Annotated in this window: 7 protein-coding genes; 4 read left to right on the plus strand and 3 right to left on the minus strand. The window is 65.9% G+C overall.

Annotated features, from left to right (window positions below; all coding sequences use genetic code 11):
• Positions 1-360 precede the first annotated feature (360 nt).
• Together ABZW14_RS07780 and ABZW14_RS07785 are read left to right on the plus strand one after the other, a co-directional pair.
• The gene (locus ABZW14_RS07780) at positions 361-10,803 is read left to right on the plus strand and encodes a LamG-like jellyroll fold domain-containing protein (RefSeq protein ID WP_355341455.1); all 10,443 of its coding nucleotides are present in this window, start codon (positions 361-363) and stop codon (positions 10,801-10,803) included.
• A 79-nt stretch (positions 10,804-10,882) separates the two neighbouring features.
• A complete protein-coding gene (locus tag ABZW14_RS07785) occupies positions 10,883-11,338 on the plus strand; it encodes a suppressor of fused domain protein (protein WP_355341458.1) in 456 nt (151 codons plus the stop codon).
• 437 nt (positions 11,339-11,775) lie between these two features.
• Here the strand turns inward: ABZW14_RS07785 and ABZW14_RS07790 are convergent, their stop codons facing one another.
• Positions 11,776-12,234 carry a GNAT family N-acetyltransferase gene (locus ABZW14_RS07790; protein WP_355341461.1) on the minus strand — a complete coding sequence of 153 codons (459 nt, stop codon included), beginning with the start codon at positions 12,232-12,234 and terminating at the stop codon, positions 11,776-11,778.
• A 586-nt stretch (positions 12,235-12,820) separates the two neighbouring features.
• Between ABZW14_RS07790 and ABZW14_RS07795 the strand changes: the two genes are divergently transcribed.
• Together ABZW14_RS07795 and ABZW14_RS07800 are read left to right on the plus strand one after the other, a co-directional pair.
• On the plus strand, positions 12,821-13,441 hold the full coding sequence (locus tag ABZW14_RS07795) for a hypothetical protein (protein WP_355341464.1): 621 nt from the start codon (positions 12,821-12,823) through the stop codon (positions 13,439-13,441).
• Positions 13,442-13,537: 96 nt separating this feature from the next.
• Positions 13,538-14,083, plus strand: a complete 546-nt coding sequence (locus tag ABZW14_RS07800; protein WP_355341467.1) for a HEAT repeat domain-containing protein — start codon at positions 13,538-13,540, stop codon at positions 14,081-14,083.
• A 1,057-nt stretch (positions 14,084-15,140) separates the two neighbouring features.
• On the opposite strand, the gene ABZW14_RS07805 is transcribed toward ABZW14_RS07800, so the two are convergent.
• Together ABZW14_RS07805 and ABZW14_RS07810 are read right to left on the minus strand one after the other, a co-directional pair.
• The gene (locus ABZW14_RS07805) at positions 15,141-15,566 is read right to left on the minus strand and encodes a transposase (RefSeq protein WP_355341470.1); all 426 of its coding nucleotides are present in this window, start codon (positions 15,564-15,566) and stop codon (positions 15,141-15,143) included.
• Positions 15,567-16,497: 931 nt separating this feature from the next.
• A complete protein-coding gene (locus tag ABZW14_RS07810; protein ID WP_355341473.1) occupies positions 16,498-17,286 on the minus strand; it encodes a MerR family transcriptional regulator in 789 nt (262 codons plus the stop codon).
• Positions 17,287-17,297 lie beyond the last annotated feature (11 nt).

Here is a 17,297-nt window from a genome sequence, read left to right on the forward strand (position 1 = left end):
TCGGTGCGGATCGGCGTGCGCCGAGTAGCTGCGGTACTGGTACTGGTACTGGCGCTGCTGACCGCTGCGCCGCATCAGCCGTTGCCGCCCGTGGCCGGGAACGGCTGGCCAACGGGCTGGTTGACCTCCGTTTGGTCGCTGCGCCCATCGTGGGGTGCCAAGCCGCCGCCCACCCCTAAGCAAAAGGCCGGCCGGGCCTCCGGCGGGCATTACGTCCCGGCGACGCGGGACCGGGCTCGGCCGAGCGGGGAGCGCGCCAAGGGTGAGTTGCCGCGCTTCCAGCCGCACCGGCCCACGGCACAGGTGCGGGGGACTGGCCCCGGCCGGCGGGGGTACGACGCCCGCACCAGCAAGCGGGTGATGGCAGCCTCGACGGCGACCACCGACGTCTTCCAGAATGCTGACGGGTCCGTCACCCGCCGCGTCCACCAGCGGCCAGTCAACTGGCGCGACGCCGACGGCGCCTGGCACACGATCGATCCGGCGATCGTCCGGCGGCCCGACGGGCGTTTCACCGTCAAGGCACATCCGGTCGGTGTCACCTTCGCCGCCGCGGGCAAGACTGATCAGCCATTGGTCGACCTCGCGCTCGACGCGGATCGCAGACTTGGTTACGACCTGGCCGGAGCCAGTCTGACCACCGCCAAGGTCGACGGCAACGAACTGACCTACGAGCGTGTGCTGCCCGAGGTGGATGTTCAGCTGGCCGTGACCGGCGCCGATGTCAAGGAAACCCTGGTCCTGCGCTCGGCGCAGGCGCCCACCGAGTACGTCTATCCGCTGCGCCTGCGCGGATTGACCGCAAAAATCGATGAGGACGGCAGCGCCGTGTTCGTCGGAACCGACGGTGCCGAAGCCGCCCGGATGCCGGCCGGCTACCTAGAGGACGCCAGCGTGGACGCCTCCGGCGTGGGCGCCATCTCCCACGCCGTGCAGTACGACCTCGTCCCGTACGCGGCCGGCCAAGCACTGAAGGTCACCGTCGACGGCGCCTGGCTGCGCGACCCGAAGCGGAAGTTCCCGGTGCTGCTGGACCCGTCCACCGGCACCATCAAGACAGCCACTGGCGACACTTACGTGCAGTCGGACGTCACGGAAACTCAGCGCTACACCGAGGATAATGTAGCCGCCGGCACGTTCGACGCCACGGCCACCGGCAAGGCCCGCGCCATCCTGCCGTTCTCCACCTTCGGCAGCACCTACGCGGGCAAGAAGCTCAGCGCGGCGGACCTGAACGTCTTCATGAGCTACCAAGGCGTGGGCAACGGCGTGTGCGTCGCCCGCCGGTTCGACGTCTACCGGGTCACGCAGAACTGGTGGGCGTCCAGCATCCTGTTCAACACGTTCCCCAGCCTGTCTGCCTCGATCGGCAACGCCTCGCCGTCGAACACCGCCGCCTGCGGCAACACCGCCAAAACCCGCAACGTGGGCACCTGGGTGTCGGTGCCGCTGAACGTCAATGAGATCAACGAGTGGGTGACCGGTGGCGGCACCTACGGGCTGGCGATCAAGGCCAGCGAGACCGACACTGCGGCGTGGAAGCGTTTCACCTCGGCGAACTCGCCGCTGAACTGCGCGCACGCCACGTACGGGACGATCTCCTGCACGCCGTTTATCGACGTCACCTACACCGACAACGTGGCACCTCAGATCGACGTGCGCTACCCGGCGGACAACTACACCGTCGGCACGCTGACCCCGGAGTTGGCCGCCAGCGGTCACGACTCCGACGCCTGGCCGAACAAGGGCCTGCGCTACACGTTCGTGGTCAAGGACTCCGCCGGCACCCAGGTCGCCACCTCCGGCTGGGTCACCAGCGGGGTGTGGAAGGTCCCCGCCGGCGCTTTGTCGTGGGGCAAGACCTACACCTACACCGTCCAGGTCAACGACTGGTCCTCCACGGGGCCGGCCTCGCCGGTGGCGTATGCCTTCACCACCGCTGTTCCGCAGCCGATGATCAGCGCCGACCTCGGCCAGAACGGCGGCAAGGGGTACGAGCCGAGCACCGGCAACTACACCACCTCCGACAGCGACGCCGAGGTGGCCACCGCCGGTCCGGCGCTGTCGATCAGCCGGGACTACAACAGCCGCGACGTCCGCGCCGACAGCGCGTTCGGTCAGGGCTGGTCATCGCTGCTGGACATGCAGGTCAGGGAGCAGCCCGACCCCGCCGGCGCGGTGCAGACCGTCGCCGTCCGGTACCCCTCCGGCGAGGAGATCGCGTTCGGCCGCAACGCCGACGGCACGTTCACCCCGCCGTCCGGCCGGTTCTCAGTGTTCAAGCCGATCACCGGCGGCTACTCGCTGACCGACAAGGACGCCACCGCGTACGAGTTCACCCGGGCGGTCGGTGGAGGCGTCTACCGGCTCACTCGGATCGCCGACGCGTCCGGTCGCGCCGACACGGTGCGCTACGACGCGAACGGCCTGGTCGACCTGCTCACGTCCGTCTCGTCGGGGCGGACGCTGGCCGTGACCTGGTCCACCCCGTCCGGCGCCGCGAACCCGCACGTGGCGACCGTGACCACCGACCCCGTTACCCCGGGTGATTCCTCCACCCGGCTGATCTGGAACTACAGCTACGACAAGGACCTGCTGACCGGGGTGTGCCCCCCTGGTGAGACGACGGAGTGCACCCGGTACGAGTACACCACCGCCTCCCAGTACGAGGCGACGACGCTCAACGCGGGCCCGTACTCGTACTGGCGGATGAACGAGCCGTCCGGCGCGACGGGCGCGATGAGCTCGGTCCTGTCCAACGACGGCGCCGACAACGCCTCCTACACCAACGTCACCCTCGGCGCGCCCGGCCCGCTGGCCGGCTCGTCGGCGACCGCGGCCTCCTTCAACGGCACCGCCTCCAGCATGCAACTGCGCCAGAAGCTGGTCACCGAGGCCTCATACCAGTCAATGAGCTTGTGGTTCAAGACCAGCACCGCCGGCGGGGTGCTGCTGGGCTACTCCGAAGATGCCGTCGCCGCGGGCGCCACGACGACCAAGGCGTACGTTCCGGCGTTGTACGTCGGCACCGACGGCAAGCTGCACGGGGAGTATCTCGTGAGCCCGGCCTCGGCGATGGCGTCCACCGCAGTGGTGACCGACGGCCGGTGGCACCACGTGGTGCTCTCCGGCAACGGCGGCAGCCAGACGATGTACCTCGACGGCGCGGTCGCCGGCACCCTGACCGGCGCGATCAACATGAACTTCACCGGCATCCCGAACGTATACGTCGGCGCCGGTTTCCTCGGCGGCAGTTGGCCCGCCCAGCCCAACACCACCGGGACGGCCTCGTTCTTCAACGGCTCCATCGCCGAAGTGGCGATGTTCAACAACGCCGTGACCACGAGCACCGTGACCGCGATGTGGAACAGCGGCCGCACCGCCGCCCCGTCGCTGTCGAAAATCACCAGCGAGGCCGGCCGCGTGCAGGCGCAGGTCACCTACGACCCGGTCTCCGGCCGGGTCGCCGAGGTCACCGACGAAAACGGCGGCACCTGGAAGATCGGCATGCCGCAGGCCATCTCATCCAGCCAGGGGTACGTCTCCGCGGTTCTCGGCACCCGCCCGCGCGACTACTTCCGGCTCGGTGACATCGACGCCCCGGCCGACGCGGTCAACGAGGTCGTCGGCGGATCCATGCAGTACCACAACGTCACGTTCGACACCACGCAGCCGAATACCACCAGTCCGTTCCCGGACCGGTTCGGCGCGGTGTTCAACGGCACCTCCTCATATCTCAGCGGCACCGATAGGACCGCGGTCGGCACCACTGACAATCCGGCGTCGGTGGAGATGTGGTTCCGGATCCCGGCCGGCACCGCCAAGAGCGGCGTGCTGTACAGCGTCGGAAGCACCCCCACCGGCTCGTCGAACGTGCCCGCGCTGTATGTCGGCTCCGACGGCATCCTGCGTGGCGGCCTGGAGCAGACCGGCGCCGCCATCACGATGACCTCCGGCACCACGAAGGTCAACGACGGCAAATGGCACCACGTCGTGCTGGGCAAGAGCTGGCCCTACGCTCAGGCGCTCTACCTGGACAACAAACTCGTGGCGAGTACGACCCAAACGTCTCAGGGCGGCGCGAAGCCGGCCTACATCGGTGCCGGCTACACCTCGGGGCTGGCCGGGTCGTCCGGCACGACCAGCTACTTCACGGGTGACATCGCCGAGTTCGCGTTCTACGACAAGCTGCTCACCGCCGCCCAGGTCGATGCTCATTACGAGGCGTCGAAGGCGGTGGGGTCGCCGACGGCCGACACCACCGGCCCGACCCTGACACCGGTCTCCAAGGTCACCGTCACCGACCCGGCCGGCAAGGTCTCCACCCGATACTTCGACCTGGTCAACGGCAACCGGCTCATCGCCGACACCGACGTGCTGGGCAACACCACCAGCTACGGCTACGACGTGGGTGGGTTCGCCTCCGTCGAGTACGACCCGCTGGGCCAGCTCACCGAATCCGGCAAGGATGTGCGGGGCAACACCATCCGCTCGACCACCTGCGCCCGTCCGCACAATGACGAGCTCAGCGAGTGCGACACCACGTACTACAGCTACTGGCCGGATGCCACGACGACCCAGCTCACCCCGGATGCGCGCAACGATCAGATCACCGACATTCGGGATCCGCGCTCACGCAATGACAAGGACGAGCGCTACCGCACGCGGTTCACCTACGACACCGCCGGCAACCGCACCTCGATGGTGTCGCCGCCGGTGGCCGACTTCCCGGCCGGCCGCACCGTGTCGATGACCTACACGACGGCGACCACGCCAGCCGTGGGTGGCGGAGTCACCCCACCCGGGCTGCCAGCCACCACCACCTCGGCCGCAGGAGCGGTCCAGCGGACCGAGTACAACTCCGCCGGCGACACGGTGCGGATCACCGACGCAGCCGGGCTGATCACCGAGTTCACCCACGACGGTCTCGGACGCGCCATCAGCCGCAAGGTCATCTCGGACGCCTACCCGGCCGGGCTGGTCACGACATTCCGCTACGACGCCGACGGGCAGGTCACCGAGTCCACCGAGCCACCGGTCACCAACCGCGTCACCGGCGCCGTGCACACGCTGCGCACCGTCGACACCTTCGACGCCGACGGCAACGTTCTTACCCGCACCCAGCAGGACCTGACCGGCGGCGACGCCGACCGCACCGTGACCAACAGCTACGACGAGCACGGCCGGCTCGTGAAGGTGATCGACCCGGTTGGCACCGTCACGCTGCAGGAGTACGACGCCTACGGCAACCAGGTCACCGAGACGACCTGCGACAGCAACCCCGCCCCGGCCGCATCGTGCCCCTCCGGAGATGTGCTGCGTCAGCTCCGCAGCACCTACGACGGCGAGGGCCAGGTCCTCACCGCCACGCTCACCGGTAAGGACGGCAGCACCACCCAGATCATGTCCCGGGCCTACTACGCCAACGGCGACCTAGCGTCCGAGACAGACGCGATGAACTGGACCACGAAGTACGACTACTACAGCGACGGCAAGCTGAAGAAGGTCAGCCGCACCGACGGCGTCACCACCCAGGTGCTGGAGGAGAACACCTACGACGAGGCCGGCAACCTCGCCGTCAAGAAGGAAAACAACGGCGCGACCACCACCAGCTACCTGTACGACCCGGCCAGCCGGCTGGTCGCGTCCACGGTCAGCCCGGGCGGTGCCGACCGGATCAGCACCTACGCCTACGACGGGGACGACCACGTCACCGCCACCCGCACGCTGTCCGGGGCGAAGCGGTCGGTGCTGGCCACCACCCGCACCGGCTACGACCCGATGGGCCGGCCCACGTGGAACAGCGTCGGCAAGAGCGCTGACAACGGCCCGGTCGGCTGGTGGAAGCTCGACGAGACCAGCTACGACGACAACGCCGGCTTCCTCGGCGCGCGCCCGTTCATCAGCTACGACTCCTCACCGTCGCACAACGACATGGAATTCCTCGCCTCGAGCGTGTCCACCAGCGCCGGCGCGGCGACGTTCACCACCGCGGGCAACATGCAGACCCCGAACAAGGTGCTGGACACGACCGCGTCCTACTCGGTGTCGGCCTGGGTGAAGGCCGGCAACCTGACGAGCACGCAAACCGCGCTCGGCCAGGGCGGCGCCAACAACGCGGCGTTCTCCCTGCAGTACAACAGCAGCCTCGCCAAGTGGGCGTTCAGCTCCCCGGCCACGGACTCCGCGTCGCCGTCGACCACCTACTTGGCGACGTCGGCGACCGCGGTCGCCGCGAACACCTGGGTGCACATGGTGGCCGTGTTCGACGCCGCCACCAAGCGGATGTCGCTGTACGTCAACAACGTCGCCGGCACCTCAGTCACCAACCCGACGCCGTTCGCCTCCGCGACGGGCCTGACCATCGGCGGCAACACCTGGAACACCGGCAGCAGCACCTTCGTCGGCTCCGTCGACAACGTGCAGGCCTACCAGCGGGCCCTGTCCGCAGCCGAGGTATCGACCCTCTACAACAGCGGGAACGGCCGTACCACCGCGGCGCTGTGGACCAACGAGATGACGACCGTCAACACGGTAGACAAGCGTGGTCTCACCACCGCCGTGAAGGACCCGCTGAACAACGTCACCAACTACGACTACGACGAAGCCGATCAGCCGGTACAGACCGTCGCCCCAGCGGTCACCACGGAGTCGTACGGCAGCGAAACGGTCAGTGCTCGGCCGGTGAGCCGGATCGGTTATAACGCCTTCGGTGAGCAGGTCGAGGTGCAGGACCCGCTCGGCAACGTCACCCAAAGCCGCGTCGACGCCCTCGGCCGCCCCTCCCAGATGATCATGCCGGATTACACCCCGCCTGGCGGCGGCGCACCGATCCTGGGGGCGCGCACCACCACCACCTACAACAAGCTCGGCCAGGTCTCCGCCAGCACCGACCCGCTGGACAAGACCACCACCTTCGAGTACGACGCCCTCGGCAACACGACAAAGGTGACCGGACCGACCGGCCGATCCGCGACGGCCGTCTATGACAAGGTCGGCGACCTGCTCGAATCGGTAGACGCGACCGGCGCGAAGACCACCACCACCTACGACATGCTCGGCCGCACCCTGACCACCAGCGACGTGGTGCGCCAGCCCACACCGATCACGAACACCACCACCTACGACTACGGCACCGGCGCCTACGGCATCGGACCGTGGCTGCAGAAGGTCACCACCCCCGAAGGCGTAAGCACTTCCTACGGCTACAACTCCGCGGGTGAGACGATCAGCGTCAAGGACGGGGCGAACAACAACACCCTGATGGACTACGACGGCCTCGGCCGGCTGGTCAAGACCACCAACGCGGACTCCACCAAGCAGGTCATCACCTACGACGCGGCGGGCCGGCAGACCCAGGTGCAGCAGCTCGACCCGGCCAACGCGGTGCTGACCACCCAGTCGGCCGGCTACGACGACAACGGCAACCTCACCTCGACCACCGACGCCCGCAACACCACCACCACGTTTACCTACGACGCGATGGGTCGGATGACGGGCGAAACCCAGCCGACCACCGCCACTACTTCGATCCAGACCTCCTTCGGATACGACGCGGCGGGCAACCGGACCCGTTTCACCGACGGTCGCGCCGTCCATTTCTGGACCACCTACAACTCCTGGGGCAAGCCAGAATCACAGATCGAACCCCCAACCTCCGCATACCCAGATCTAGCCGAACGCACTTTCAGCCTCGTCTACGATGCGGCGGGACGGGTGACTGATCAGCTGGCGCCCGGCGGGGTGCGAGTGCACAACGACTACGACGACCTGGGCCAGTTGACCGGGCAGACCGGTACCGGCGCCGAGGTGGCCACCGCGAGCCGCAGCTTCGACTACGACGACGCCGGTCGCATCACCTCGCTGTCCGTACCCTCGGGCACCAACACCATCACCTACGACGACCGGGGCCTTCCCCTGTCCATCAGCGGCCCGCAAGACAACGTCTCCTACGCCTACAACCGCGACGGCAATCTGAGCTCCCGAACCGATGCCGCAGGGGCCACCACCTTCGGCTACGACGTCGCCGGGCGACTTCGGAGCGCCGCGAACACCACGACCGGCATCAACCTGACGGTCGGGTACAACACGATGTCGCAGGTCGCCACGCTGACCTACGGCTCGGGCAACGTGCGGTCCCTCGGCTACGACTACCTGCACCGGCTCAAGACCGACACCCTCAAGAACGCCGCGGGCACCACGACACTGGCCTCTATCGCCTACGGCTACGACAACAACGGCAACGAGACGTCAAAGGTGACCACCGGCTTCGCCGGGTCCAGCTCCAACACCTACACCTACGACCTCGCCGACCGACTCAGCTCCTGGAACAACGGCACCACCACCATCGGCTACGCCTATGACAATGCCGGCAACCGCACCCAGGCCGGGTCGAAGACCTTCACGTACGACGCCCGCAACCAGCTGGCAACCGACAGCGGCGGGATGACATACACCTACACGGCCCGCGGCACTTTGAAGCAGACGTCATCCGCGGCCGGCGCTCTCACCACAATCGCCGACGCATTCGGGCAGGTGCTGTCCCAGCAGGCCAGCAGTGGCACCAGCACCTACACCTACGACGCGCTGGGGCGGGCCATCCAGCCCGGCTTCCGCTACAGCGGACTCGGCAACGACCTGGCTCAGGACAACGGCACCACCTACACCCGCGGGCCAAACGGAGAACTCCTCGGCGAGGGCGCCGGCAACGGCGCGAACTCGGTCTACGCATGGACCGACCAGCACGACGACGTCGTCGGCCAGTTCACCGCCACCGGGACGACGCTCAGCGGCTCGCGAACCTACGACCCACTCGGCACCGTCGTCGCCACCTCCGGGCTGCTCGGCAACCTCGGATACCAGTCCGAATGGACCGACACGACCACCGGCCGAGTCAACATGCTCGCCCGCTGGTACAACCCGGACACTGGTCAGTTTGACACCCGCGACACCGCCTCGAATGACCCGACGCCGGACTCGATCAACGCGAACAGATTCCAGTACGGCGACGGGAACCCGCTGACCACCGCCGATCCGACCGGCCACTGGGGCTGGCCGAAGTGGAACTCTGTCGTGAACGTGGTGACCCACCCGGTGGCAGCGGTCCAGTCAGTCGCGACATACACCTACCAGAAGACCGTCAACACCTACCACGCAGCCGTCAACACCTACCACTACGTCGCCTCAGGCAAGGCATGGAAGGACGTCAAGAAGGGCGCCAAGAAGCTCGGCCACAAGATCAAACGAGCCTCCCGCGTCGCGTACGACACCACCAAACGCTGGGCGAAAAAGAAGGTCCAAAAGGTCGTCGACGCCTACCACGCGACAAAAACATGCCTGAACAAGGGCGCCTCCAAATGTGTGAAGGAGGCCGCCAAGAAGGCAGTCAAGAACGCCGTGAAAAGCGTCAAGTCCACGGTCGCCGCGATCAAGAAGGACCCGTGGAAGTTCGTCGCCACCGCCGCGGTCGGCCTGGCCGCCACGGTCGCGGTCGGCGCGCTCTGCGCCACCGGCGTCGGCTGCCTTATCCTGGCTGGCGCGGTCGCCGGAGCCATGTCCTCCGGCGCCGGATACATGATCGACGTCGCCCGCGGCGACGAGAAGTTCTCCTGGAGCGGCCTGGCCGGCACCATGATCGAGGGCGGCCTTGACGGCGGCCTGTCCGCCGGCATGAGCAAGTTCACTGGCGGCGCCAACAAGCTGCTCGGCGGCGCAGCCAGCCGTGCACCGGGCATCGGCTCCAAGCTGCCGTCCCTCGGACGCGGCAAGAACCTACACGGCGGGGACGAACCAAACCCGGCCGCCCGGCCGCGCTCCCGAGGCGAGGAACAGGACTCGTCGTCCGGCGGAGCCGGCGGAACTTGTCAGAGGCGACACAGCTTCGATCCGGACACCCGAGTGCTGATGGCCGACGGCTCCAGCAAGGCAATAAAGGACGTCGCCCTCGGTGACAAGGTCGCCGCGACCGACCCCCAGGCCAGACGAACCGTGGCCGAGCCGGTCACCGCCCTACACCACAACCAGGACCGCGACCTCACCAACGTCACCGTAAAGAACGAGGCCTCGGGCAAGACGACGGTACTGAAGACCACCCAGCACCACCCGGTCTGGGACGCCACCGACGGCAGCTGGGTCGACGCCGCCAAGCTGCCCGTGGGTCACCAGCTCCTCGTTCACGACGAGAAGCAGCTTGAAGGCGACGGCACCGGCGCCGGCATGGGAGGCGGTGGACCAGGAGAGCGCATCACCGTCATCGCGGTCGAGAACTTCACCGGCGATGAAGAGATGCGCGACCTGACGGTCGCCGACGTCCACACGTACTACGTAATCGCCGGCAACGAACCGGTGCTCGTACACAACAACAACCCGGTGTATGACCACTGTGAACCGATCGGCCCAGTTGAGCCCAACGGGATGCGGCCTGCCTGGCACGATCGGCCTGAGGGTCCGGCTCCCAAGTACGCCCGTCGAATGCAATACAGCAACATGTCCGAGACGGACCGTAGGGATGCACTGGCGACCAATCCGGTGTGCGCCTATTGCGGCGTGTCGCTTAGCAAGCAGGCGGATCACATCTGGCCAGTGAAGGAACATCACCAGAATGGTGGATGGGTCGACGACAAGGCGGAGAGGTCGAGCGACATCAACCAGCGCGGTAACCTGGTTGGGGCGTGTCAGCCTTGCAACGGAAGCAGCGGCAAGAGCGGCAAGGTTTTGGGTGACGGTCCTGGGCAGTGGTGGCCACCTGCCTGGCCGCAGGGATCCTGGTGGCCATTCGGAGGGGGGCCATACAATGCAGGTTAGGGATCTAGTTCGGAGCTATTACGAATCGAAGTGGGGGATGCCAAGCCGCGAAGCGCGGTTCAACGTCCTTGGCAACTCCATGGAAGTCTACAAGTGGCCAGAGGAGGCGACCGGCGAGGGCGTGGCAGTCTACGCGACCAACGGGGCTAGTGTGACGAAATCGGCCTCGTCAGGCGGGCGTCGGGTTGAGTTCTTCGTTGGCTTCAGTCCGGAGTTCGATGACATTGCGCCGTCCATGTCGCTTCTTGGAAGTTACCCCCAGCATGGGGGCGACGTTTGGCCCGAGGAAACGGTGACCCTGGGGGAGCCCCTGTGGCCTGGTGCGGCAGTTTCCACTTTCCTGGTTATTCCTCAAATAGAAGAACTTCTGCCTCCCCTCGTTCTTCCGGATTCCTCGCATGTGCACTTCTGTCAGGTTCTTCCTATCTCGGAGTCGGAGCTACAGTTGAAGCGTCTGAATGGCGCTGTTTGGCTGCTCGGCGAGTTGAACGACAAAGGCATTCCGACGTGGCGGAGTGGGCGGAGATATTTGTAGCCAGCTTCGGCGGCGTGAATGAGGCGGAGCGATAAGCGGCCGCCGCCAGCCATAACGGATTCAGGCAGTGTATAGGTCCCACTCAGGAATAGGTCGACCAAGCGAATGTGCGGCAAGAGGGTCGAGTATGTCGTTATGGGTAAGCGTGGCGGAATTGCCGAATTCCGCGAGGCGGATGTCGGTTCTGAGGTTCGTAAGACGGATGCCGCGACTCTGGCGTATCAGCTCGGAGTTGAGCAGTTGAGTCTTGTTGGGCGTCGTTTCAGTTGTTGGGTAGAGCCTGCGGGTACGGCGTTATCCGAAGCGACTTCAAGCTTATCGACAATTAGAGGGGCGTCATCCGGCAAGGTTGATCCACTTCAGGAAGTGTCGACTGAAGGTTGGCCGCGATCGTGACCGCGCTTCTAATCGAAGCCCTTAAGGCCGGTGGTCGGCTGTCAAGCTCGCGGCTCAGCCTGCATGAATAGAAAGTGGCTCAACTGCGCGTCCTTCTGACGATCGAACCGCGTCCAACCTAGAGACGCCCAAAAACCCTCGGCCTCGTCGCTGGACGCGACGAGCCGTCGTTCCGGGTACCTTGTCGCCAAGGCATGCAAGACCTTGGTTCCTATGCCTCGACGTCTCTGCGAAGCCGCTACTTCGATGAGCTGAATCTCAAGTGCTGTCCCGTCAAGGTGCGGGGTTCCCAAGTAGTGGTCGAACGTGACCTCGGTGTCAAGCTCGATCCGCGCTACCTCCAGCCCGTCACTACGTACCTCTAGCAAACTGTAACGGCTCTCGCCGTACAGCGACCGGTGGCTCCACCACGTCGGGTTGAAGTCGTCATTGTCTGCGAACGGGAACCAGAACCACTCGGCTTCCGGCCCGCGCCGCTTCTCAATGAAGTCGAAGGTCACGCCTGCATCTTATGGCGTCTTGAAACCAGATGCCTCCGCCCGCCGCCATGCCTGTTGGCTAGATTTTCCGCGCCGCCACCGACGCCCGTCCAACGGCCGTACCTGAGCGGTAACAGGTGCCTGCCGTTGCCGCAGCCGATACTGTCGCCAACGAGATCAACAGGCGGTTCATAGGTGTAACGACCGCGCCTGTACTCCTCGTTCCACACCTCCACAGCGCGACTCGTGGCGCTCACCGCATCACTCTGGCGCACCCGGGCGTCGCACGCGGCCCTGCAACCTGGCCGCAGGCGGGTGGGACCTCACAGACGGAGCTGCCGCTCAATGGTTCGCCGGGTGCCATGCGACGCCGTCAGCCAGAGGTGGGGGATGGGCCATCAGGAGATTTCGAGCCAGGTCGGGGCGAGTACAGCAGGTGACAAATGCCGCGTACTGCCAGGCGCCTGGCCTTACGCCTCGGTCTACGACCTGCCGCTACTGCTCGGTGAGGGGCGACGACCTGTTCGGGATACCGGCCGGCTGACCGGCGCGAACCGGCGGAGGTAGTACCGAGTGCCGCGCACGCTGTGGACCTCGGCTCTGCGTCGTGTGGGAGGCGCCAGAAGATTGTAAGCAGTTCAACTGCAGCGGCTACCATCCGGGCAACGAGGCGGCGAACAAAAAGGCCAAGGAGAAGGCTAAGAAACAAGCTGGGAACGGCAAATCGTGCTGGCCGGCGAAGTCGTGCACGGATTACCTGAAAAAGAAGCCGGCGAAGCCGAAGCCGAAGCCGCAGACGGCCGCTGGCGCTGGTGTCGGTCGACCGGGTGACCTTCCAAAGGGTGGAGATCGCCCTTATGAACCGCCAAAAAAGTCTTACGGCGAGCCGAAGAAGCTTCCTGGTAACCAGGGATACGAAGATCGGCACGGAAATCGCTGGGGTTGGGACAAGCTGCACAAAGATCATTGGGACGTGCAGCACAAGGACGGGACTCATACCAATGTGTTCCCTGACGGAAGAGTGCGCGGCGAAGACAATTTTCCCAACAAGAAAAAGTCGACGGACGAGGAAGGTGGCGGTAGTGCGAACAGAGATGCAGTTATCGCCGGAGTCGTGGTAGTTGGTGTGGTAGTGATTGTCGGGGCATGTGTCTTGGCCACCGCCGGGGTATGCGGGGCGGCGGCTGGAGGTCTAGTGGTGGGTGGCGCCGTGGCATCGAGCGGCTGACCACTGGCCACCGTATCGCACAAGATCGGCTAGCATGCTTCTTGCGACAATCTGGACGCTCTACGAGAGCTTCCACTTAAGATCAGGTGACCAATCGTGATAAATCTTGACTTGACGCCGGCGGATGTGGTCAACGCTCTAGAGCGGGAAACCCCCGATCGCCGTGCTGTCGTTGACGAGCTTCGACGTCAGGCTCCCGTTCGTGTCCTTGCTGCGGCGCTCAAAGCTTCCGAACGTCCTCTGACTCGCCAGCTGCTATGCGATCTGATTGGTTTCCGTGCCGCGCGATCGGCCCTGCCGGAACTGCTGGAAGCTCTTGATGATCACCATCGCGGCGTCCGCGCATCCGCAGCTGACGCGATTGCCAAGGCCCTCGCCTACGGTGGTGCGCAGCCCCCTTCATCGTCACTTACTCGACGCGTCCTCCCGACGCTCCTGGCTCACTGGGAAAAGGAGTCCACCCCTCAAGTGCGCAGTATTCTCGCCACCGCGCTTGCTTCCGTTGGTGACACGTCGGTCCAGCCCTTGCTTCAAGCTGCGCTTGGCGATCCTCACGAGCAGGTCCGGCTTGCTGCAGAATGGTCTCTTGGGCGATTAGGTGAAGCGTCTTCGAAGGCAAGTCTGCTCAATAAGCGAGGTTGAACTAGCAGTAACTGCGAATAGTCATAATCGGTTGGTGAATTTTAAGCCGGATAATCGCTACTGAAGAGGTTGGGCCTTCAACGCGGGGCCGTGCGGCAAAGGGGCGACAGCTTTGACCTGCGGCTATGCGGTTGAGCGGTGCGGCGCGACCTTGCAAAGAAGACCGAAGTGGTAAGCGTCGGCCGCTCCGAGCCTGGCTGCCGCGGATTGTCGTCCTGGGTCCGCTGACGCCAGTCACTGAGGCCGTCTTCCATCGAAGTGCGGCTTCCGATCCGCTATGGCGGAGTCGGTCAGGGTTCCGGCAGCTGAGACTCGAACCCCACCGACAGCCCTCAGGCTAGGGCTTCCGGGGCGGTGCCCCCTTTCGGGGCCTGGAAGAGCTGACCGAGCAGGAAATGATTGTCCCTACCGGATTTGGCGTGGTTATACGTGTTCGGCGCTGGACGCCTAATTCCCCGAATCTGCGGGTGACGAGAGCTGAAACGCTGGAGCTCGCGGGGCTGGGCAAGTCGATCCGAGACGTCATCCGAGGGATTGGACTGCGGTATCGGACAACCGAGAGGTGCCGCATCTGCCACCGCGTGCCCCCGCTGAGTCTGCCCGACCGACGTTCGGACCCACGGCAGCGTCCCGCCCATCGAGCGGTGCCAACGCTTCCGGAACCGTCGGCTAAAAGCGTCGCCGGCGGGGGGACTGACCGACATCGGGAGCCGTCAGATGGCTCATTGCGACAGGTCGCCACGCGCCTGGTACAGCCATCGTTGATCGGTGACTGGCTGAGAGTTGCCCTGGGGGAGCGGCTTGGGAGCTGCGGGATGCGGTGGCGCCGACGCAGCGACCGCGTCGCGGCGGAGGGTCTGACGCCGCACGTCCGGCGATCACAGGGGTACCGGACTGCGTGGTAGCAGAACGTCTCCGCCGGTCATCTGCCGGCGGTTTCGTGCCGAGATCGGGGGAGCAGGTTGGGAGCAGGCGGATGTACTGAACGGCGTTGAACAACGTCCAACGGCCCTCAACGGCATCCAACTGCACCCACCACGACGTGCGGCTTTTCGTTTTAGCAGGTCAGAGCCGGTGCAGCGTCCTGCTTCTTCGGCGTAGTGGTCGCGGTGCCGGCCAGGACGGCTCGGGCGGCGGCTTCGGCGTCGATCGGGTCGGACTCGCCGCGTTGGCGGCGCATCTTGCGGTTGGGTCGATCGACCTCGACGAGATGCACGCCTTGGGCGCGTAGGTAGCGGGCCAAGCCGACGCCGTAGCTGCCGGTGCCCTCGATCCCGACCGACCGCAGGGGCCCGTGTTCGCTCATCCAGGCCAGCAGGGCCCGGTAGCCGGCCACCGTGGTGGGGAACTGGCGGTGGCCGAGCATCCGGCCGATCTCGTCAATGACAACGGCGGTGTGGGTATCGGCGTGGGTGTCGACACCGCCGATGACGTCGTACTGGTGCTCTGTCATGGTGGGGGTGCTGTCCTTCCAGGTGGCCAACCGGGGCAGCACGCACCGTCGAACGGACGGACAGCACGGTGATGGGACCTCTTGCACAGGCTCCTGTCAGGTCACACCCGTCCGTCCGCGCGTGCACCCGGCGCGGCCGACAAATCAGACCGAAGGGCAGCCGAGGCGCCAGGTTGAAAGCGAGTCAGACCAGCGCCGGGGACATGACGATCATGGCCGACCGGGCGGGACGAAGCATCTCACCGTGGAAAACGCCCTGATCATGGCCGGATGTGCTAGCACCTCCGCGACCAGCGGTTGCGTCGACGGCTTCCTGTCTGGGCGCCGCATGGCTCCCACGTCCCGGTCCGCCCGACCGGCCGTGGCAGCTAGCGGAATGGACGGGCCAGTCTGGCGAGGTGCCGGTTACGCGGGAGAGATCTTCTTCGCTGGGCCACCACCGACCCGGCTGTGCAATGCGTCGGTCGTTCGTTGTCGCGGATCTCCACCCCTGCCGGCCCTCGTCTCTTCGATCATGACGTGAAGGGGGCGGAGGATGAGTGGCACATGCGGCCGGCGGAGTGGGGACGGGCGGGTGATGCCAGCCCGCCTAGGGGGAGTGCAGGTGGGGGCCGGTGCTGCGTCGGCCGGTCGCGCCGATGCTCGCGGCGCCGGTGGATGTGGTGCCTGAGGGGCCGGGCCTGTTACACGAGCCGAAGTGGGATGGTTCTCCGGAGATTTCGAGGTGTCTCAGGGGAGAGATGTCGCCGCGCAGTCAACCTGGCCATGCCGACCCACAAGGCTTGATCGAGACCACGGTGAGTTGCTACCGGCGGCTCTGCGATTTGGCTTGCCGTAGCTTCGGAGCCCTGGGTCGTTCACGTCAACATCAGCGCCGATGCCGTCGCCGGCGTCCTTACCCGGCAGGACCCGTCCGCCGTCACCGATCACGCTGAAGCGCCGCGCTGCGACATCTTCCTGCCTAGTCCGGCGGCATCGGTGTGGGTTCCACGCGCTGGAGTTTGGTCCAGCCGGTCCAGCCGCGCTTTTTCATCAGCTCAATCAGCCGACGGGCCGGCGGCAGAGTGTCAAACGCCAGTGTGTCCATCAGCTTGACCAGCGGCGGCTCGATGTCGGTGTCGTCGACATAGTCCTCGCCTTGTTCGTCGGCCAACTGCGTGATGTAGGCGGCTAGTTTGTCGGCCAGTTCGACCAGCCGTGTGTCGTCGGCGGTCTGGTCCATCGCGTGGCCCAGGGTGCGATAGAAGTCGATGAGTCGTCGGTCGGCGATCTGCTCCCGCTTGCGTGCCATCCACTCCGGCACTCGCTCGGGTGAGTGTGTGGCCAGCATGATCCAGCCGTCGCGTTCTGCCTGGACGATCCGTTCGTCGACCCCGAGCGTCCGCAGTTGGTCGAGATACTCGACCACCTCGGGGGGCAGTGCCATGTGGTCCCCGGAGGCGAGCCGGGCGATCTGCATCCGCTGCCGCTGCCGCTGCCGGATCTCCGCCCGCAGCCGCTTGTCGATGTCTGCGATCGCCGCGGCGAACTCCTCTTCGTCGGCCCGTAGCAGCTCCGCCACCCGCGCCAGAGGGACACCGGCCTCGGCGAGGGTGCGGATCTTGATCAGCTCGACCACGGCGCTGGCGTCGTACCTGCGGTAGCCGGAGTGGTCCCGCTCCGGTTCTGGCAGCAACCCCTTGGCGTGATAGTGCCTCACCGCACGCACGGTCACCCCGGCACACGACGCCAGCCCACCGATAGTCAGCATCAGACCAGTCT

Origin of the sequence: Micromonospora sp. NPDC004551 (genome assembly GCF_040609975.1) — a bacterium.
Taxonomy (GTDB): Bacteria; Actinomycetota; Actinomycetes; order Mycobacteriales; family Micromonosporaceae; genus Micromonospora.

Coding starts and splice junctions, on each gene's coding strand:
- ABZW14_RS07780 (WP_355341455.1), top strand. CDS start 361: ATGGCAGCCTCGACGGCGACCACCGACGTCTTCCAGAATGCTGACGGG.
- ABZW14_RS07785 (WP_355341458.1), top strand. CDS start 10,883: ATGGAAGTCTACAAGTGGCCAGAGGAGGCGACCGGCGAGGGCGTGGCA.
- ABZW14_RS07810 (WP_355341473.1), bottom strand. CDS start 17,286: ATGCTGACTATCGGTGGGCTGGCGTCGTGTGCCGGGGTGACCGTGCGT.